The organism is Pseudomonas muyukensis (genome assembly GCF_019139535.1).
GTDB lineage: Bacteria > Pseudomonadota > Gammaproteobacteria > Pseudomonadales > Pseudomonadaceae > Aquipseudomonas > Aquipseudomonas muyukensis.
In genome coordinates, this window is the sequence record NZ_CP077073.1 from 5362270 (window position 1) to 5380138 (window position 17869).

Consider the following 17869-nt stretch of genomic DNA (forward strand, 5'->3'; position numbering starts at 1 on the left):
TCAGTCTCCCAGGGCGGCCAGCTGATCGGCCTGGTATTCGGCCAGCAACGGCTCGATCACGGCCTCCACGCCCCCGGCGAGGACATCGTCCAGGGAGTAGAGGGTGAGGTTGATACGGTGGTCGGTCACCCGGCCCTGTGGATAGTTGTAGGTGCGAATGCGCTCGGAGCGGTCGCCCGAGCCCACCAGCAGCTTGCGCTCGCTGGCGATGGCGTTCTGCGCGGCGCTGGTCTGCATGTCGTTGAGCTTGGCCGACAGCCAGGACATGGCGCGGGCGCGGTTCTTGTGCTGCGAACGCTCTTCCTGGCACTCGACCACGATACCGGTGGGCAAGTGGGTGATGCGGATGGCCGAGTCGGTCTTGTTGACATGCTGGCCGCCGGCGCCGGAAGCGCGGTAGGTGTCTACCCGCAGGTCGGCCGGGTTGATCTCGATCGCCACCTGTTCGTCGGGCTCGGGCAGCACCGCCACGGTGCACGCCGAAGTGTGGATACGGCCCTGGGATTCGGTCTCGGGCACCCGTTGCACGCGGTGCGCGCCGGACTCGAACTTGAGCTTGCCATAGACGCTGTCGCCTTCGACGCGGGCGATGATTTCCTTGTAGCCGCCGTGCTCGCCCTCGTTCTCGGAGAGGATTTCCAGGCGCCAGCCGCGTTTCTCGGCATAGCGCGAGTACATGCGGAACAGGTCGCCGGAGAAGATCGCCGCCTCGTCGCCGCCGGTGCCGGCGCGGATTTCCAGGAACACGTTGCGCCCGTCGTTGGGGTCCTTGGGCAGCAGCATGCGCTGCAACTGCGACTCCAGGCCGAGCAGTTGCTCCTTGGCTTCGCGCACTTCCTCGACGGCCATCTCGCGCAGGTCGGGGTCGGCGTCCTTGAGCAGCGCCTGGGCGCCCTCGAGGTCGTCCTGCACCTTGCGCCACTCTTTATAGGCACCGATCACCGGCTCGACCTCGGCGTACTCGCGCGAGTAGGCGCGAAAACGCGTCTGGTCGGAAATGACTTCGGCGTCACCCAGCAGCGCGGTGAGTTCCTCGAAGCGGTCCTGGAGCGTGTCCAGTTTATTCAGCAGCGACGCTTTCATTGCGGGGATTTATCCGTCGAGCCCTCGTCGAGGGCAAAGAGTTCCTGGGCCATGGCCAGCGCATCGAGGCGGCCTTCGGCGGAGAGCTTTTTCAGTTGCACGCTAGGCGCATGCAGGAGTTTGTTGGTCAGGCCCCGGGCCAGTTGCAGCAGCACGTCCTCGGGGTTGCCACCGTTGGCCAGCAGGCGCTGGGCCTTTTGCAGCTCTTCGTCGCGCAGGCGCTCGCTCTGTTGGCGGTAGGCCCTGAGCACGTCTACCGCGGCCAGCTCGCGCAGGCGCACCATGAAGTCGTCGGCGCCGGCCGAAACCAGTTCTTCGGCAGCCTGGGCCGCGCCCTGGCGGCTCTTGAGGTTTTCCGCGACCACTTCGTGCAGGTCGTCGACGGTATACAGGTAGACGTCGTCCAGCTCGCCGACCTGCGGCTCGATATCCCGCGGCACGGCGATATCGACCATGAAGATCGGCTTGTGCCGGCGCTGTTTCAGGGCGCTTTCCACCGCGCCCTTGCCGAGGATCGGCAACTGGCTGGCGGTGGAGCTGATGACGATGTCGCTGTTGACCAGTTCCTGGGGGATATCGGACAGCAGCACGGCGTGGGCGCCGAACTGTTCGGCCAGGATGCTGGCGCGCTCGAGGGTGCGGTTGGCCACGACGATGCGGCGTACGCCCTGCTCGTGCAGGTGGCGGGCGACCAGGGTGATGGTCTCGCCGGCGCCGATCAGCAGGGCCTGGCTGCGGCCCAGGTCGGAGAAGATCTGCTTGGCCAGGCTGACGGCGGCGAAGGCCACCGACACTGGGTTCTCGCCGATCGCGGTGTCGGTGCGCACTTGCTTGGCGGCGCTGAAGGTGGCCTGGAACAGGCGCCCGAGCAGCGGGCCGACGGTGCCGGCCTCGCGTGCCACGGCGTAGGCCGACTTCATCTGGCCGAGGATCTGCGGCTCGCCGAGCACCAGCGAGTCGAGGCCGGAGGCCACGCGCATCATGTGCTTGACGGCGTCGTGGTCCTCATGGACGTAGGCGCTGGCGCGCAGTTCGTCGAGGCTCAGTTGGTGGTAGTCGGCCAGCCATTGCAGCACGGTGTCGGCGGCAAGGTGGTCCTGCTCGATATAGAGTTCACTGCGGTTGCAGGTCGACAGGATCGCCGCCTCGCGGCTGGCGGTCAGTCGGCACAGCTGCTGCAGGGCGTCGACCAGCTGTTCTGGAGTAAACGCCACGCGCTCGCGTACGTCTACCGAGGCAGTCTTATGGTTGATACCAAGTGCAAGAAAGGCCATGCAAGGTCGCTGATAGGGACGTGAAGCCGGTAATTGTCCTACTTCGCAGGTTCCAGAACAACCACCGTTCGCTATTGTGCTGATGCGGCCAGGCTATCGACCGCCCCACGCGCGCCCATACTCGCATCTCTATCGGCTTGCGCCTTTGCCTTTGCCTTTGCCGATCAAGAGGCTAACGCCAAACCTTGCGAGCGATAGCTGCGCCAGTGCAGGCGCCGCCCCTAACTTCGCGACTTCAGGAGGCCGAACGCAGGCCTTGCGAAGGGAGGTGACGGGCATGGATGCCCGTCAAGCGCTGGGGCCCAGGATGGGCCCTACAGCGCGGTCCTCCCGGGAGCAAGGCCGCAGTGAGGGAACCCCGGAGCGAAGCGTAGGGGCCGGATGAATGGAGCGCAGCGTTTTTTGGTTACTTTTTGTCGCGTTTGACAAAAAGTGACTCGCCGTAAAGGCGAAAAGGTGACTGCGCGTCGACATAGCAAATGAATGCGCTTACACCTGTAGAAACCCACACCGAACGACTTTGACTTTCAGAGCATGAGTTTCGAAAGCTATACGCGCATTCATTGGCGATGGCGACGCATAGTCACCTTTCCGCCCTTACGGCGGGTCCCTTTTTGAAGCATCAAAAAGGAACCAAAAAATGCTCGCTCCATTCATCCGGCCCCTACGCTTCGCTCCGGGGTTCCCTCGCTCCGTTCTTGCTCCCGTGGGGACCGCGCTGTACGCCCCATCCTGGGGCGCAGCGCTCGACGGCCATCCATGGCCGTCGCCCCACTACGCAAGAACTCCGCTCGGCCTCCTGAAGTCGCAATTTGTGTTGCCTGAACTATCGCGCGCTTAGAAGCAAAAGCAAACACAACGGCAACGGCAGGGTGTTGCACGGCCGCTTGCGAACCACCACCGCCACGCATTGTCCCTATACTCCGAAGCGCCGCTTCACACCACGACCTTCGCAGGTGGGTTTGCCATCGCGCTTGTGTCATCATGCTCCGACCGCCGGTTTAGCCTCTTTATAAGCCTCTATGAACAAATCCTACGCATTGCTGCTTGCCCTCGCCCTGCTTCAAGGCTGCCAGAGCCTGGCCCCGAAGACGGACGCCCAGACGCCCGTCGCCGACGCCGACAAGCGCGCGGAAAAGCCCGTGGTGTACGGCTCGTTCAAGCAGGACACGCTCTACAGCCTGCTGGTGGCGGAGCTTGCCGGCCAGCGCAACCGCTTCGACATCGCCCTGGCCAACTACGCCGACCAGGCGGAAAAAACCCAGGACCCCGGCGTCTCCGAACGCGCCTACCGCATCGCCGAGTACCTCGGCGCTGACGAGCCGGCCCTGGACAGCGCGCTGATCTGGGCCCGCAACGACCCGCAGAACCTCGACGCCCAACGCGCCGCCGCCATCCAGCTGGCCCGCGCCGGGCGCTACGACGACGCCATGGTCTACATGGAAAAAGTCCTCCAGGGCCAGGGCGACACCCACTTCGACTTCCTCGCCCTGTCCGCCGCCGAAACCGACCAGCACACCCGCGACGGCCTGATGCAGAGTTTCGACCGCCTGCTGGTGAAATACCCAGACAACGGCCAGTTGGTGTTTGGCAAGGCGTTGCTGCTCAACCAGGACGACAAGCCCGAACAAGCCCTCGACCTGCTCGAAAGCCATCCGCCACAAAACGGCGAGATCGCCCCGGTACTGCTCCGTGCCCGCCTGCTGCAAGCCCTGGACCGCGGTCCCGAAGCCCTGCCACTGCTACGCGGCGCCATCCGCGACAACCCCGACGACAAGCGCCTGCGCCTGACCTACGCGCGCACCCTGGTCGAACAGGACCGCATCGACGACGCCAAGGCCGAGTTCGAAAGCATGCTGCAGCAGTACCCCGAAGACGACGAGATCCGCTACTCGCTGGCCCTGGTGTGCCTGGAAACCAAGCACTGGGACGAAGCCGAAGGCTACCTGCAGGAACTGGTCGAACGCGACGCCAACGTCGACGCCGCCCACCTCAACCTCGGGCGCATCCGCGAAGAGCGCAGCCAGCCGGCCGCCGCCCTGCGCGAATACGCCCTGGTCGGCCCCGGCCCCGACTACCTGCCAGCGCAACTGCGCCAGGCCGATATCCTCATCGCCAACGGCCGCAGCGCAGAAGCCTCGCGCCTGCTCGCCGAGGCCCGCGAGGCGCAGCCCGACTATGCCATCCAGCTGTACCTGATCGAGGCCGAGAGCCTGGGCAACAACGGTAAGCAAGCCCAAGCCGGGCAGGTGCTGGAGCAAGCCATCAAGCGCTACCCAGACGACCTCAACCTGCTCTATACCCGCGCCATGCTCGCCGAAAAACGCGACGACCTGGCGCAACTGGAAAAAGACCTGCGCGCCATCCTCGCCCGCGAGCCGGAAAACGCCATGGCCCTCAACGCCCTGGGCTACACCCTGGCCGACCGCACCAGCCGCTACGCCGAGGCCAAGGCCCTGATCGACAAGGCCCACCAGTTGACCCCGGACGACCCGGCCGTGCTCGACAGCCTGGGCTGGGTCGCCTATCGCATGGGCAACCTCGAGGAAGCCGAGCGCCAATTGCGCCTGGCCTTCGAGCGTTTCCCCGACCATGAAGTGGCCGCCCACCTGGGCGAAGTCCTGTGGGCCAACGGCAAGCGCCGCGAAGCCCGCCAGGTCTGGGCCAAGGGCTTCGAAGCCCAGGCCGACAGCCCTATCCTGCGCAAGACCCTCCTGCGCCTGACCGGATCCGAGAGCCTGTAAACCATGTTCCTGCGTCATTGCATCACCTTCACCCTCATCGCCCTGCTCGCCGGCTGTGCCGGCTTCGGCAGCAAGGAAGCCGTGCAAGGCCAGGGCAGCCCGCAACTGTGGCGGGCGCACAAGCAACAGCTGAGCAGCCTCGACGGCTGGCAGATCAACGGCAAGGTCGGCATCCGCGCCCCGCGTGACTCCGGCAGCGGCACCCTGTTCTGGTTGCAACGCCAGGATTACTACGATATTCGCCTGGCCGGCCCGCTGGGCCGCGGCGCCGCGCGCCTGACCGGGCGCCCAGGCGGCGTGGTGCTGGAGGTGGCCAACCAGGGCCGTTTCGAGGCAGCGAACCCCGAGGCGCTGCTGCACGAACAGCTCGGCTGGCGCCTGCCGGTGTCGCACCTGGTGTGGTGGGTGCGCGGCCTGCCCGCCCCCGACAGCAAGAGCCAGCTGACCCTGGACGGCGACAGCCGCCTGGCCGACCTGACCCAGGACGGCTGGCGCGTCGAGTACCTGAGCTATATAGAGCAGAACGGCTACTGGCTGCCCGAGCGCCTGAAGCTGCACGGCGAGAACATCGACGTGACCCTGGTGGTCAAGGACTGGCAGCCGCGCCAGCTGGGGCACTGACAGCATGCTCAAGCTGACCCTGCCGGCCCCGGCCAAGCTCAACCTGTGGCTGCACATCACTGGCCGTCGCGCCGACGGTTACCACGAGCTGGAAACCGTGTTCCAGTTCCTCGACCACGGCGACGAACTGAGCTTCGCCCTGCGCGACGACGGCCAGATCCGCCTGCAGACAGAAGTCCCTGGCGTGCCCCACGACAGCAACCTGATCGTGCGCGCCGCCCGGCAGTTGCAAGCCCAGGCGGGCACCACCCTGGGCGCCGACATCTGGCTGGACAAGGTGCTGCCCATGGGCGGCGGTATCGGCGGCGGCAGCTCCGACGCGGCGACCACCCTGCTGGCCCTGGCCCACCTGTGGCAACTCGACTGGAACCAAGACCGCCTGGCCGCGCTGGGCCTGACGCTCGGCGCCGACGTGCCGGTGTTCGTCCGTGGCCACGCCGCGTTCGCCCAGGGCGTTGGCGAACAGCTCACCCCGGTCGACCCCGCAGAACCTTGGTACCTCGTGCTGGTGCCGCAAGTGTCTGTCAGCACAGCGGAAATTTTTTCGCATCCAGAGTTGACACGTGATTCCCTCCCCCTTAAGATGCGCCCCGTTCCCGAGGGAAACAGTCGAAATGACTGCCAACCGGTAGTTGAGCAACGGTATCCAGAAGTTCGCAATGCGTTGAATTCACTGGGTAAATACACCGAAGCCCGAATGACCGGAACTGGAAGTTGTGTGTTTGGGGCCTTCCCAAGCAAAGCCGAAGCTGATAGAGTTCTGGCCCTTCTTTCAGAGACCCAAACAGGGTTTGTGGCGAAAGGAAGCAATGTTTCGATGTTGCATCGCAAGCTGCAAAGTCTGCTCAAGAAGTCGAGTTCATAAGAGCTCGCAGCAATAGATACAGGGGCGTCGCCAAGCGGTAAGGCAGCAGGTTTTGATCCTGCCATGCGTTGGTTCGAATCCAGCCGCCCCTGCCATTTCTTATACTCATCCAGGTTACCCTCAGCCTTCAGGTACTGCGCGTGTCCAAGATGATGGTCTTCACGGGGAATGCCAACCCCGATCTGGCTCGGCGTGTCGTACGTCAGCTGCATATTCCACTGGGTGATGTGTCTGTCGGCAAGTTCTCCGACGGCGAAATCAGTGCTGAAATCAATGAAAATGTTCGTGGTAAGGACGTCTTCATCATTCAGCCCACCTGTGCCCCAACCAACGACAATCTGATGGAACTGGTAGTGATGGCCGATGCCTTCCGCCGCTCCTCAGCGTCGCGAATCACCGCCGTGATTCCCTACTTCGGATACGCCCGCCAGGACCGCCGTCCGCGTTCGGCACGTGTAGCCATCAGCGCCAAAGTCGTCGCTGACATGCTCACTGTCGTGGGTATCGACCGTGTACTCACCGTCGACCTGCACGCTGACCAGATCCAGGGTTTCTTCGATATCCCCGTCGACAACATCTACGGCTCGCCCGTACTGGTCGACGACATCGAAGACCAGCGTTTCGAGAACCTGATGATCGTCTCCCCGGACATCGGTGGCGTGGTACGTGCCCGTGCCGTCGCCAAGTCCCTGGGTGTCGACCTGGGTATCATCGACAAACGCCGCGAGAAGGCTAACCACTCCGAGGTTATGCACATCATCGGCGACGTCGAAGGACGCACCTGCATCCTGGTAGACGACATGGTCGACACCGCCGGCACCCTGTGCCACGCGGCCAAAGCCCTGAAAGAACACGGCGCTGCCAAGGTTTACGCCTACTGCACGCACCCTGTCCTGTCGGGCCGCGCGATCGAGAACATCGAGAAGTCGGTACTGGACGAGCTGGTGGTGACCAACACCGTTCCGCTGTCCGCCGCTGCTCAGGCCTGTGACCGTATCCGCCAGCTGGATATCGCACCGGTCGTCGCTGAAGCGGTACGCCGCATCAGCAACGAAGAATCGATCAGCGCGATGTTCCGCTAAGCGGAACACTCGCTGACGAAAAGCGCCCCGCCCCGACACTGGTTGTTGGGGCGGGGCTTTTTTGCCATCCCCGTTGGCGCTGGTCGCAAACGCCCTCGGGAGGCTATTTTGGAGAAACAAAATGACTGACTTCATCCTGAACGCCCAAGCGCGTACTGACCTGGGGAAAGGTGCGAGCCGCCGCCTGCGTCACTCCGCCAACATCCCTGCCGTTGTCTACGGTGGCGATAAAGAAGCCCAATCCCTGACCATCGTGGCCAAGGAAATCGCCAAGCTGTTCGAAAACGAAGCTGCCTTCAGCCACGTGATCGAACTGAACGTCGATGGCGCCAAGCAGAACGTCGTGGTCAAGGCCATGCAACGTCACCCAGCCAAAGGCTTCATCATGCACGCCGACTTCGTTCGCGTCGTTGCTGGCCAGAAGCTGACCGCCAAGGTACCGGTTCACTTCATCAACGAAGAAGCCCCGGTCAAGAAAGGCGGCGAGATCTCGCACGTTGTTTCCGAGATCGAAGTGTCCTGCGAAGCCAAGGACCTGCCTGAGTTCATCGAAGTCGACCTGGCCAAGGCCGAAATCGGCACCATCATCCACCTGTCGGACCTGAAAGCTCCGAAAGGCGTAGAGTTCGTCGCTCTGGCCCACGGTGATGACAAAGCTGTTGCCAACGTCCACGCCCCGCGCGTTGCCGCTGACGCTGCTGAAGGCGCTGCCGAGTAATCCACTCGCACGCCGGCGTTGATCGGGTTACAGTGCCGCGCGCACGGTAACCCACCAACTCCAAGGAAGAGCCCCTGACGTGACCGCCATCCAGTTGATCGTCGGCCTGGGTAACCCCGGCCCCGAATACGAACAGACCCGGCATAACGCAGGGGCTCTTTTCGTTGAACGCCTTGCCAGCGCCCAGCGCGTTTCGCTGTCCGCTGACAAAAAATATTTCGGCCTGACGGCTAAGTTCAGCCATCAGGGCAACGATGTTCGCCTGCTGATCCCCACCACCTACATGAACCGCAGCGGCCAGTCCGTGGCGGCATTGGCCAATTTCTTCCGCATCAAGCCGGAAGCGATCCTGGTGGCGCATGACGAACTCGACCTGCCTCCGGGCGTCGCCAAGCTCAAGAAGGGCGGCGGCCACGGTGGGCACAACGGCCTGCGCGACATCATCGCGCAGCTCGGCAACCAGAACGACTTCCACCGCCTGCGGCTTGGCATCGGCCACCCGGGCGACGCCAAACTGGTCTCCAACTTCGTCCTGGGCCGCGCGCCGCGCGCCGAGCAGGAGAAGCTCGACGCCAGCATCGATTTTGCCCTCGGCGTGCTGCCGGACGTGCTTGCCGGCGACTTCGCCAAGGCCATGCGCGAGCTGCACAGCCAGAAGGCCTGACTCTTTAGAAAGGGGAATTCCCATGGGTTTCAATTGCGGCATCGTCGGCCTGCCCAACGTCGGCAAGTCCACCCTGTTCAACGCCCTGACCAAGTCCGGCATCGCGGCGGAGAACTTCCCCTTCTGCACCATCGAGCCGAACAGCGGCATCGTGCCGATGCCCGACGCGCGCCTGGCGGCACTGGCAGAGATCGTCAAGCCTAACCGCATCCTGCCGACCACCATGGAGTTCGTCGACATCGCCGGCCTGGTCGCCGGTGCCTCCAAGGGCGAAGGCCTGGGCAACAAGTTCCTCGCCAACATCCGCGAGACCGACGCCATCGCCCACGTGGTGCGCTGCTTCGAAGACGAGAACGTGATCCACGTTTCCAACAGCGTCGACCCCAAGCGCGACATCGAGATCATCGACCTCGAACTGATCTTCGCCGACCTCGACAGCTGCGAGAAGCAACTGCAGAAGGTTGCGCGCAACGCCAAGGGCGGTGACAAGGACGCCCTGGCGCAGAAGGCGATCCTGGAGAAACTGATCCCGCACTTCACCGAAGGCAAGCCGGCGCGCAGCCTGATGAAGCACATGGCCGACGACGAGAAGGCCTTGATCCGCGGCTTCCACCTGCTGACCAGCAAGCCGGTGATGTATATCGCCAACGTTGCCGAGGACGGCTTCGACAACAACCCGCACCTGGACGTGGTCAAGGCCATCGCCGAGGAAGAAGGCGCGGTCGTGGTGCCGGTGTGCAACAAGATCGAAGCCGAGATCGCCGAGCTGGACGACGGCGAGGAGAAGGACATGTTCCTCGAGGCCCTGGGCCTGGAAGAGCCAGGCCTGAACCGCGTGATCCGCGCCGGTTACGAGCTGCTCAACCTGCAGACCTACTTCACTGCCGGCGTGCAGGAAGTCCGCGCCTGGACCGTGCGCGTGGGCGCCACTGCGCCACAGGCAGCCGGCGTGATCCACACCGACTTCGAAAAAGGCTTCATCCGCGCCGAAGTGGTGGCCTACGACGACTTCATCCAGTTCAAGGGTGAGAGCGGCGCCAAGGAAGCCGGCAAATGGCGCCTGGAAGGCAAGGACTACATCGTCAAGGATGGCGACGTGATGCACTTCCGCTTCAACGTCTGAGCCAACAGCCCACGCTGGGAAAAGCCCCTTGAGCGTTCGCGTTCAAGGGGCTTTGTTTTTTTGCGGGTTAGGTGAGCGTTTCGCTGACTGACTGCCAGCAGTTTTGCATTTATCGCCCCCGCAGCCGGGTTCAGGCTAGACGCTTTTGCGCAGACAGGACTCGCTCATGAAGCCCCCTCGCCCCCAGGCTATCCCCACCGTGCAGGTGGACACCGACGAAGTGATCGTCACCGAATGGCGCTTCGCCCCTGGCGCCGAAACCGGGCGTCATCTGCATGGCCATGACTATGTGGTGGTGCCAATGACCGACGGCACCTTGCTGCTGGAGACGCCGGAAGGTGAGAAACGGGCGGCACTGGTGGCGGGCCAGAGTTATTTTCGCAAGGCGGGGGTCGAGCACAACGTGATCAATGCCAGTGACCACGAGATCGTGTTCATCGAGACCGAATTGAAGTAGTTCACGTGTGCAGCCCGGCTCCTGGAGGGTCGGCGCCGCACCTTCACCCACCGTGCGCAACCGTCTACAATTGCTCCTGCTTGAACCGGGATAACCGAAGCACTGCCTCGAAACCCGATGGACCTGACCCTTGCCGGTCACCCGTCGGGACAAATGGGTCCGGACCTTGGCCGGCCTGTTTATCGGAGGCAACACATGACCCCGCGTATCTGGCTGCTGGCCCTGGCGACCTTCGTCACGGGCATGGCTGAAAACATCACTGTCGGCATCCTGCCGTCCCTGGCCAATGGCCTGGCCGTACCGCTCGGCATCGCCGGGCAACTGACCACGGTCTTTTCCCTGAGCTTCGCGCTCGCCGCCCCCTTCTCCCCGCTGTTGACCACCCGCTTGCCATTGCGACGCCTGCTGTGCATCAGCTTGGCGTTGTTCGCCTTGTGCAACCTGGCCGCGGCACTGGCGCCAGGCTACGGCGCCTTGCTGCTCGCCCGAATCGGCATGGCCGCCAGCAGCGCCCTGACCTGCCTGACCTGTACCCTGATGGCCACGCGCATGGTCCCCGAGGCCCTGCGCGGGCGCGCCATCGGGGTGATTTTCATGGGTATCTGCAGCTCGCTGGTGCTGGGCGTGCCCGCCGGCATGCTGCTGTGCGAGGTGCTCGGCTGGCGTGGCGTGTTCGCCGGGTTGAGCCTGCTGGCACTGGCCGTGCTGCTGATGGCCTGGCGCGGCCTGGAGCAGCTGCAGAGTAGCGAGCGCATCGCCCTGGGCAGTTACCTGCGCCACCTGCGTAACGGCCGCCTGCTCGCGGCCCAAGGGGTGTCGCTGCTGATGATCGCCGGGCACTTCACCGTGTTCGCCTACCTTGCGCCCTATGCCCTGCAGGTCGCCGATGTCCCCGCGCAATGGCTGGCGGCGCTGTTCGCCGCCTTTGGCATCGCCGGGGTTTCGGGGGGGTATGTCGGCGGCTGGATGGCGGACCGGCTCGGCCCGAGCACCTCCATCGCCCTGGCCCCCCTGCTCTACCTCGCCAGCCTGCTGGTGTTGCCGTTGAGCGCCGACACCCCCTGGCTGTTCCTGCCGATCATGATGCTGTGGGGCGCCTTGAGCTGGACCACCTCGCCGGTGGTGCAGAACTACCTGGCTAGCCGTGGCCCGGACACCTTCCCCGCGGGCATGAGCCTGAACATGTCCGCCATGCACCTGGGCGTAGGCCTGGGTTCGGCCATTGGCGGGGCGGTGATCGGCACGGCGACGCTGTCGGCCACCCCCTGGGCGGGTGCCGCACTGACCGCCGTGGCCGCGGTCCTGGCACTCTGCTCGGCGCGTCCGGCGGCCTCGACGGCGTTCAGCGAGCGCGATGTGGCCGCGTAGCCGCCTGCTCTTGCTCGAACGCCTCGGCCAGGAAGTCGATCAGCTTGCGCACTGCGGGCATCAGCCCGCGCCGGGAAGGAAACAGCGCCACCACCTCACCTTCCCGTGGCGCCCAGCCGTCGAGCACCAGCACCAACTGCCCGCTGGCCAGGTCGGCGGCGACCGCCTCCTCGGGCAGCAACACCACGCCGACACCGGCCAGGGCGCCCTCGCGCAATACCGCCAGGTCATCCGAGACGATACGTGGGCGAAACGGCACGGCGGCTTCGGCGCCCTGCGGGCCTTCCAGCAGCCAGGTGAAATCCTGCACGTTGACGCCCCAGCACAGGCTGGGCAGTGCCTGCAACTGCTCGGGCCGTTGCGGCTTGCCGTGCGCGGCCAGCAAGCCGGGCGACGCCACCAGGCACTGCCGGCTCGGCGCCAGGCGGCGCATGATCAGCTCACTGCTTTCCAGCGGCTGGTGACGCACGCTGAGCACCAAGTCGAAGCCTTCACCAATTACATCGACGCGGCGGTTGTAGCTCTTGACCAGCAACTCGACCACCGGGCATTGCGCCATGAAGCGCGCCAGCATCGGTGCCAGCCGCGAATCGAGCAGCGCCGTGCTGCTGGCCAGGCGTACGATGCCGCGCGGCTCGGCGCGGTTGCGCTCGACCGCGTCCTCGGCCGCCACGGCCTGTTCAAGCATGCCCAGGCAGTGGCGGTAGTACTCCAGCCCCACCTCGGTAACCTGGAACTGCCGCGTCGAGCGCTGCACCAGGCGCACGCCCAGGCGTTCCTCGAGCTTGGCCAGGCGCCGGCTCAGGCGCGACTTGGGCAGGCCCAGGATGCGCCCGGCCGGGGCGAAACCGCCGTGCTCCACCACCTTGGCATAGAGGTACAGGTCGTTCAGGTCGAACATCGGCAACGCACGTCCACGGGCCACTGCGCCATCCTCGCTCATGGTTCGAGGATCGTCACGGTGGCGGTGGTACCGGCGCGCAGCACCGGCCCTTGCCCCGGGTCCAGGCGCAGGCGCACCGGCACGCGCTGGGCCAGCTTGACCCAGGTGTAGTTGGGGTTGACGTTGGCCAGCAGGCGATTGCCGGGCTGGTTCTCACGGTCGGTGATGGCGTAGGCGATGCTTTCCACTCTGCCCTGCAGGGCTTCGCCGCTCATCAGCACCACCCTCGCCCGGCTGCCGACCTGGATCCGTGGCAACTTGGTTTCCTCGAAATAGCCACTGACATGGAACGAGTCGCTGTCCACCAGCGCCAGCAACGCCGCGCCCGGCTGGGCGAAGTCACCCTGGCGGGTCAACAGGTTGGTGACATGGCCGTTGACCGGCGCCAGCACCCGGGTGCGCTGCAGGTCGAGACGGGCCTGTTCCAGGGTTGCCTCGGCCAGCTGCACGTTGGCCTGCGCCAGGCCCAGGCTGGACTGCTCGCGCAACAGGTCGGCCTGGGCCACCGCCACCTCGGTGCGTGACTTCTCCCACTCCTCGGCGGAAATCGCCGACAACGATTGCAGCTTGCGCCGGCGCTGTTCCTCGCTGCCGCGCTGTTTGAGCAGCGCCTGGTTGGCGACGATGTTGGCCTGCGACTGCCCCAGTGCCGCGCGGGCCACTTCGACCGCGCGCTGGGCGTGCAGCACCGCCAGCTCATAGCGCGCCGGGTCGATCTGCAGCAGCAGGTCGCCCTTGTGCACGAACTGGTTGTCCTGCACCGGCAAGGCCACGATCGGGCCACTGACCTCCGCCGCCAGGGTCACCACGTCTGCGCGGACCCGGGCATCGCGGGTCCAGGGCGCCTGGGTGTAGTGCACCCAGGCGAACCAACCCAGCACGATGGCCAGCGCCACCACCACCAGGGTCAAACTGCGCGACAGCAAGGGTTTGATCGACGGCATCTACACACGCACTCCCATCCACAACAGCAAGGCCGCACATAGGGCGGCATACACGGCGCCCTGGAACAGCGCCGGGTGCCAGACGAACGCCAGCACCCCCAACCGGCGCAGCACGGCATCGACCAGCAGGAACAACGGCAGCGCCAGCAACAGCGCCTGGGCGATGGGTGGCAGGTATACCCCACCCACCTCGAAATCAATGGGCATCGGCCACCTCCGTCAGTGGCGCCGGGACATCCGCCGCCCATACACCGCGATAACGCGCCAGCAGTTGCCCGGCGACCGCCAGCGCGACCCGCAGGATGAACAGCTGGCGCAACGCCTCACGCCCGCCGGGCACCAGCGCGCCATGCAGGGTGTCGAGCACCTGGCCCTGGCGCTCGACGTCCTGCAGCAGTACGTCGAGCTCGACCCGGCCACGACCGCCGATCACCTCGGCCATCGCCTGCAAACCTTCGAGCAGGCGCTGGCGGGTCAGCAACGGCAGGGCCAGTTCGCTCTCGCACAGGTTACGCGCCTGCGCCAGGGCGATGGCCAGCGCCGGGCACACCAGCGCGCAGTCGAAACGTTCGCGCGAAGCGCTGTCGGTGGCCGCCGGCAGCACGCCAAGCATGGCCGACAAGCGATCCAGCTGGCGGCTCTCGAAGGCGAACTGCCCGGCCAGTGTGCCTGGGTCACTGACCTGCCGGTAGACATCCTCGCGGGTCAGGCCGAACAGCCGGGCGATACGCCGTTGCGGGTTGAACGGGAAGACCAGGGCGAACACCGTCATCGCCAGCACCCCGGCCATCAGGTAGCCCCCGGCGAACTCGAACCACTGGATGTCGCTGTTGTGGTAGGCACCGACATTCTGCGGCCCGATCATCAACAGGCTGATCAGGCCGATGCCCATGCCGATCCCGGCAGTCATTGGATTGGCCAGGCCCACCGCCGCCAGGTAGAGCAAGGGCACCAGGCACAGCGCCAGCATCTCGAAATCGGTGAACAGCGGCAGCAAGGCGAACTGATACAACGCCGACAAGCCCATGCCCACCAGCAGCCCGCGGTTGTAGTTCTGGCTGGCCAGCAAGGGCCGTGGCAGGGTCGCCATCAGCGAGCACATCACGCCCATCAGGATCACCGCCGAACGCGCGCCATCCCAGGCGGTCTCGATCCACAGCCCGCCGATCAGCAGCAGCGCCAGGCAGGCGCGCACGGCGTTCATCCCTGCCAGCGGCCAGTCCAGGTGCAGCGCGCCGGCGCGGCCAGGCGGTTGCGGGCAACTGGCCAGGCGCCCCTGCTGGATCGCCTCGTTCAGCTCGATCAGCTCGTCCAGTTGCTGCAGCAGGCGCGCCTGCTCCCAGCGCAGGGCCCAGGCCAGGGCACGCAGTTGCGCCGGCAAGGGTTCGTTGAGGAACTCGGCGCGGTCGGCGGCTTCATCGAAGCCTTTGTGCAGGGTACGCAGGGTTTGCCGGTGCTGCGCCGACAGGGCCATGCCCTCCCGGGCCAGCGCCTCGAGGCTGTTCAGCTCGGCGTCGCGCAGCAGCTGGATATCCGTGGGCAGCGGCCCCTGCCAGTGCGCCTTGACCAGCTCTCGCTGCTGGCGCAACACCAACAGCCGTGACACCAGCAACACCAGTTGGTTGGCGAACAATTGCACCAGCCCGTCGCCACTGCGCAGGTGCGGCGCGTCGAAATACAGGTGCCGGCGCAGGCCCTCCAGGGCGCTGATCTCGGCGATCAACTGGGCCTGGCGCTGACGGAAGGCGGCCTCGTCTTCTTCGGTGCGGACCACCTCGGCGGCATGCCGGGCAATCAGCTTGAGCAGGCTGTCGACCTTGGCGAAGTAGCTGCTGGCCACCGCCTGCGGGCGTGCCGTCAGCAGGCTGACCACCGCCACGCAGCCCACCGCCAGCAAGGTTTCGGTCACCCGGGTGACCGCCAGCATGAAGGTGCCCTCGGGCTCCGGCACGGCGAGCATGGCCACCACCACGGCGGTGAAGCCACTGAGCACGAAGGCATGGGAATCGGTATAGCGCAGCAAGGTGCCGCCAGCGGTGCACAGCCCCAGCCACAGGGCCAGGGCGACCACCAGGGTGTAGGGCATCTGGGCGAACAAGGCCATCAGCAGCACCGCCACCGCCGCGCCGACCACCGTGCCCAGCACCTGGGCCAGGCTGCGCTTGAGGGTCATACCGGCCAGCGGCAGGCTGATGATGATCACCGTCATCAGCGCCCACTTGGGTTGTTCCAGGTCGAACACGAACGCCAGGTAAAGACACAGCAGGCCGGCTACCACGGTGCGCAGCGCAAACAGCAGCACATCGCGACCGGGCTTGAGCGCCAGCCTGAAATAGGCAATCAGTGGGGCCATCCATTACCTCGTAACCGGGGTGACGCGCCCGGGCCCGCGCACGAGCCCGGGCAGGCGGTCACTTGTTCAGCTTGTCGAAGCTGGTCATCAGGTTACGGTAATCCGGGATGTGGTTGGAGAACAACGTGCCGAGCCCTTCGATGTCGTTGCGCCAGTCGCGGTGCAGCTCGCAGGCCACGCCGAACCAGGTCATCAGTTGCGCCCCGGCCGCTTCCATACGGCGCCAGGCCGAGTCGCGGGTCAGTTCGTTGAAGGTGCCGGAGGCATCGGTGACGACGAACACATCGAAGCCTTCCTCCAGCGCCGACAAGGCTGGGAAGGCCACGCACACCTCGGTGACCACGCCGGCGATGATCAGTTGCTTCTTGCCGGTGGCCTTCACCGCCTTGACGAAGTCCTCGTTGTCCCAGGCATTGATGTTGCCGGGGCGGGCGATGTACGGCGCATCGGCGAACTGCTCCTTGAGCTCGGGCACCAGCGGGCCGTTGGGGCCGCTCTCGAAGCTGGTGGTGAGGATGGTCGGCAGCTTGAAGTACTTGGCCAGGTCGGACAGCGCCAGCACGTTGTTCTTGAACCGGTCCGGGTCGATGTCGCGCACCAGTGACAGCAGCCCGGTCTGGTGGTCGACCAGCAGGACGGCAGCGTCGTTCTTGTCCAGACGCTTGTATTGGAATGCCATGGTGGATCTCCTTGCGTGGATTGAAAAGGGTGGCTTAGCTGCGTTGCGAGTCGAGCTGTTGGTGTTCGGTGACCACGGCCTGGGCCTTGGCGTAGCTCTCGATCAACAACTGGTAGTGGGGGAACACCGCGCTGTAGGCCTCGGCCCACTCGGCGGCATCCGGGCGGTTCCAGGTGCGCTGCACCTCGGAGCACACGGCAGCGGTGTCCATCGGCACCACGCCGGCCTGGACCACGCGCGCCAGGGTGACTTCCTGGGCCATCTTGGAGTAGGTGCCTGACGCATCGATGACAGCGAACACCTGGTAGCCGGCGGCCACTGCGCTGATGCTGGGGAAGGCCATGCACACGCTGGTGATGGTGCCGGCGATGATCAACTGCTTGCGCCCGGTGGCCTTCACCGCAGCGACGAACTCGGGGTTGTCCCAGGCATTGATCTCGCCCTTGCGCGCCACGTATTGCGCGTGCGGCGCGGCCTCGTGGATTTCCGGAATCAACGGGCCGTTGGGGCCCTGGGGCACCGAGGCGGTGGTGATAAGCGGAATCTGCGCCAGGCGGGCGACCTTGGCCAGGGTGATGGCGTTGGCCCGCAACTCGGTCATGGGCATGTCCTTGACCGTCTGGAACAGGCCGCTCTGGTGGTCGATCAACAGCATGGCGGCGTTGTCGGGGTCGATGCGCGGTACTTGGCCTTGGAAATTGGCAGCTTGCGAGAATGGGCTCATCGTTCTCTCCTCTCGTATCGAGAACCGGCCGTCCTGGCCTTGGCGGGCGAACCGCGCCCCACACAAATCCGCGGTGGGGATTATCAGAGTAGGCAACGCTGGCTGAGCGAAACGACCGTCAGTCGGCGGGCCCTGGCAGATGCCCGTGCGGCCTGTGGCCAGCCGGGCGACAGGGCTAACGGTAGAGAGCCCGGACGCAGGCCGGTAGGCCTATCGGTGCACCCTCA

Annotated in this window: 17 protein-coding genes and 1 tRNA gene; 10 read left to right on the plus strand and 8 right to left on the minus strand. The window is 65.3% G+C overall.

Going from position 1 to position 17869, the window contains the following annotated elements:
* Together prfA and hemA are read right to left on the minus strand one after the other, a co-directional pair.
* Entirely contained in the window at positions 1–1083 is a 1083-nt protein-coding gene (gene prfA, locus KSS95_RS23790) for a peptide chain release factor 1 (RefSeq protein WP_217850248.1), read from the minus strand.
* Positions 1080–2357, minus strand: a complete 1278-nt coding sequence (hemA, locus tag KSS95_RS23795) for a glutamyl-tRNA reductase (protein WP_134690091.1) — start codon at positions 2355–2357, stop codon at positions 1080–1082. Before hemA ends, prfA begins: the two co-directional genes overlap by 4 nt.
* Before the next feature lie 1022 nt (positions 2358–3379).
* Between hemA and KSS95_RS23800 the strand changes: the two genes are divergently transcribed.
* The 10 genes from KSS95_RS23800 (at position 3380) to KSS95_RS23845 (ending at position 11999) form a co-directional block, all read left to right on the plus strand.
* A complete protein-coding gene (locus tag KSS95_RS23800) occupies positions 3380–5101 on the plus strand; it encodes a tetratricopeptide repeat protein (RefSeq protein WP_217850250.1) in 1722 nt (573 codons plus the stop codon).
* Positions 5102–5104: 3 nt separating this feature from the next.
* Positions 5105–5722 carry a lipoprotein insertase outer membrane protein LolB gene (gene lolB, locus KSS95_RS23805; protein ID WP_217850252.1) on the plus strand — a complete coding sequence of 206 codons (618 nt, stop codon included), beginning with the start codon at positions 5105–5107 and terminating at the stop codon, positions 5720–5722.
* A gap of 4 nt (positions 5723–5726) precedes the next feature.
* Positions 5727–6587 carry a 4-(cytidine 5'-diphospho)-2-C-methyl-D-erythritol kinase gene (gene ispE, locus KSS95_RS23810; protein WP_217850259.1) on the plus strand — a complete coding sequence of 287 codons (861 nt, stop codon included), beginning with the start codon at positions 5727–5729 and terminating at the stop codon, positions 6585–6587.
* A gap of 20 nt (positions 6588–6607) precedes the next feature.
* Positions 6608–6682: transfer RNA gene (locus KSS95_RS23815), tRNA-Gln, on the plus strand.
* A gap of 45 nt (positions 6683–6727) precedes the next feature.
* A complete protein-coding gene (locus tag KSS95_RS23820; RefSeq protein ID WP_016391678.1) occupies positions 6728–7669 on the plus strand; it encodes a ribose-phosphate pyrophosphokinase in 942 nt (313 codons plus the stop codon).
* A gap of 121 nt (positions 7670–7790) precedes the next feature.
* Complete coding sequence (locus KSS95_RS23825) at positions 7791–8387, plus strand: 50S ribosomal protein L25/general stress protein Ctc (protein WP_217850261.1); 597 nt, start codon at positions 7791–7793, stop codon at positions 8385–8387.
* A gap of 79 nt (positions 8388–8466) precedes the next feature.
* A complete protein-coding gene (pth, locus tag KSS95_RS23830) occupies positions 8467–9051 on the plus strand; it encodes an aminoacyl-tRNA hydrolase (protein WP_134694009.1) in 585 nt (194 codons plus the stop codon).
* Between the two features lie 22 nt (positions 9052–9073).
* Positions 9074–10174 (plus strand): redox-regulated ATPase YchF, encoded by a 1101-nt coding sequence (ychF, locus tag KSS95_RS23835; RefSeq protein WP_134694008.1) that lies wholly within the window; start codon positions 9074–9076, stop codon positions 10172–10174.
* Positions 10175–10340: 166 nt separating this feature from the next.
* Complete coding sequence (locus KSS95_RS23840; protein WP_217850263.1) at positions 10341–10631, plus strand: cupin domain-containing protein; 291 nt, start codon at positions 10341–10343, stop codon at positions 10629–10631.
* Between the two features lie 195 nt (positions 10632–10826).
* Positions 10827–11999, plus strand: coding sequence for an MFS transporter (locus tag KSS95_RS23845; protein WP_217850265.1), 1173 nt, complete (start codon positions 10827–10829; stop codon positions 11997–11999).
* Here the strand turns inward: KSS95_RS23845 and KSS95_RS23850 are convergent.
* From KSS95_RS23850 to KSS95_RS23875, 6 genes are read right to left on the minus strand one after another with little or no spacing between them, the layout of a single operon-like run.
* The gene (locus tag KSS95_RS23850) at positions 11974–12900 is read right to left on the minus strand and encodes a LysR substrate-binding domain-containing protein (RefSeq protein WP_217854073.1); all 927 of its coding nucleotides are present in this window, start codon (positions 12898–12900) and stop codon (positions 11974–11976) included. The two genes, KSS95_RS23845 and KSS95_RS23850, sit on opposite strands and share 26 nt — an antisense overlap.
* Before the next feature lie 38 nt (positions 12901–12938).
* On the minus strand, positions 12939–13886 hold the full coding sequence (locus KSS95_RS23855; protein ID WP_437179566.1) for an HlyD family secretion protein: 948 nt from the start codon (positions 13884–13886) through the stop codon (positions 12939–12941).
* Positions 13887–14093 (minus strand): DUF1656 domain-containing protein, encoded by a 207-nt coding sequence (locus tag KSS95_RS23860; protein WP_217850267.1) that lies wholly within the window; start codon positions 14091–14093, stop codon positions 13887–13889. It abuts the gene before it with no gap.
* Complete coding sequence (locus KSS95_RS23865; RefSeq protein ID WP_217850269.1) at positions 14083–16239, minus strand: FUSC family protein; 2157 nt, start codon at positions 16237–16239, stop codon at positions 14083–14085. Before KSS95_RS23865 ends, KSS95_RS23860 begins: the two co-directional genes overlap by 11 nt.
* Before the next feature lie 58 nt (positions 16240–16297).
* The gene (ycaC, locus tag KSS95_RS23870) at positions 16298–16918 is read right to left on the minus strand and encodes an isochorismate family cysteine hydrolase YcaC (protein WP_217850271.1); all 621 of its coding nucleotides are present in this window, start codon (positions 16916–16918) and stop codon (positions 16298–16300) included.
* A 34-nt stretch (positions 16919–16952) separates the two neighbouring features.
* Entirely contained in the window at positions 16953–17642 is a 690-nt protein-coding gene (locus tag KSS95_RS23875) for a hydrolase (protein WP_217850273.1), read from the minus strand.
* Positions 17643–17869: the final 227 nt, after the last annotated feature.

Bases quoted from the DNA above. Each gene is read 5' to 3' on its own strand.
- prfA (WP_217850248.1), bottom strand. From the start codon at position 1,083: ATGAAAGCGTCGCTGCTGAATAAACTGGACACGCTCCAGGACCGCTTC.
- hemA (WP_134690091.1), bottom strand. From the start codon at position 2,357: ATGGCCTTTCTTGCACTTGGTATCAACCATAAGACTGCCTCGGTAGAC.
- KSS95_RS23800 (WP_217850250.1), top strand. From the start codon at position 3,380: ATGAACAAATCCTACGCATTGCTGCTTGCCCTCGCCCTGCTTCAAGGC.
- lolB (WP_217850252.1), top strand. From the start codon at position 5,105: ATGTTCCTGCGTCATTGCATCACCTTCACCCTCATCGCCCTGCTCGCC.
- ispE (WP_217850259.1), top strand. From the start codon at position 5,727: ATGCTCAAGCTGACCCTGCCGGCCCCGGCCAAGCTCAACCTGTGGCTG.
- KSS95_RS23825 (WP_217850261.1), top strand. From the start codon at position 7,791: ATGACTGACTTCATCCTGAACGCCCAAGCGCGTACTGACCTGGGGAAA.
- ychF (WP_134694008.1), top strand. From the start codon at position 9,074: ATGGGTTTCAATTGCGGCATCGTCGGCCTGCCCAACGTCGGCAAGTCC.
- KSS95_RS23840 (WP_217850263.1), top strand. From the start codon at position 10,341: ATGAAGCCCCCTCGCCCCCAGGCTATCCCCACCGTGCAGGTGGACACC.
- KSS95_RS23845 (WP_217850265.1), top strand. From the start codon at position 10,827: ATGACCCCGCGTATCTGGCTGCTGGCCCTGGCGACCTTCGTCACGGGC.
- KSS95_RS23850 (WP_217854073.1), bottom strand. From the start codon at position 12,900: ATGTTCGACCTGAACGACCTGTACCTCTATGCCAAGGTGGTGGAGCAC.
- KSS95_RS23855 (WP_437179566.1), bottom strand. From the start codon at position 13,886: ATGCCGTCGATCAAACCCTTGCTGTCGCGCAGTTTGACCCTGGTGGTG.
- KSS95_RS23860 (WP_217850267.1), bottom strand. From the start codon at position 14,093: ATGCCCATTGATTTCGAGGTGGGTGGGGTATACCTGCCACCCATCGCC.
- KSS95_RS23865 (WP_217850269.1), bottom strand. From the start codon at position 16,239: ATGGCCCCACTGATTGCCTATTTCAGGCTGGCGCTCAAGCCCGGTCGC.
- ycaC (WP_217850271.1), bottom strand. From the start codon at position 16,918: ATGGCATTCCAATACAAGCGTCTGGACAAGAACGACGCTGCCGTCCTG.
- KSS95_RS23875 (WP_217850273.1), bottom strand. From the start codon at position 17,642: ATGAGCCCATTCTCGCAAGCTGCCAATTTCCAAGGCCAAGTACCGCGC.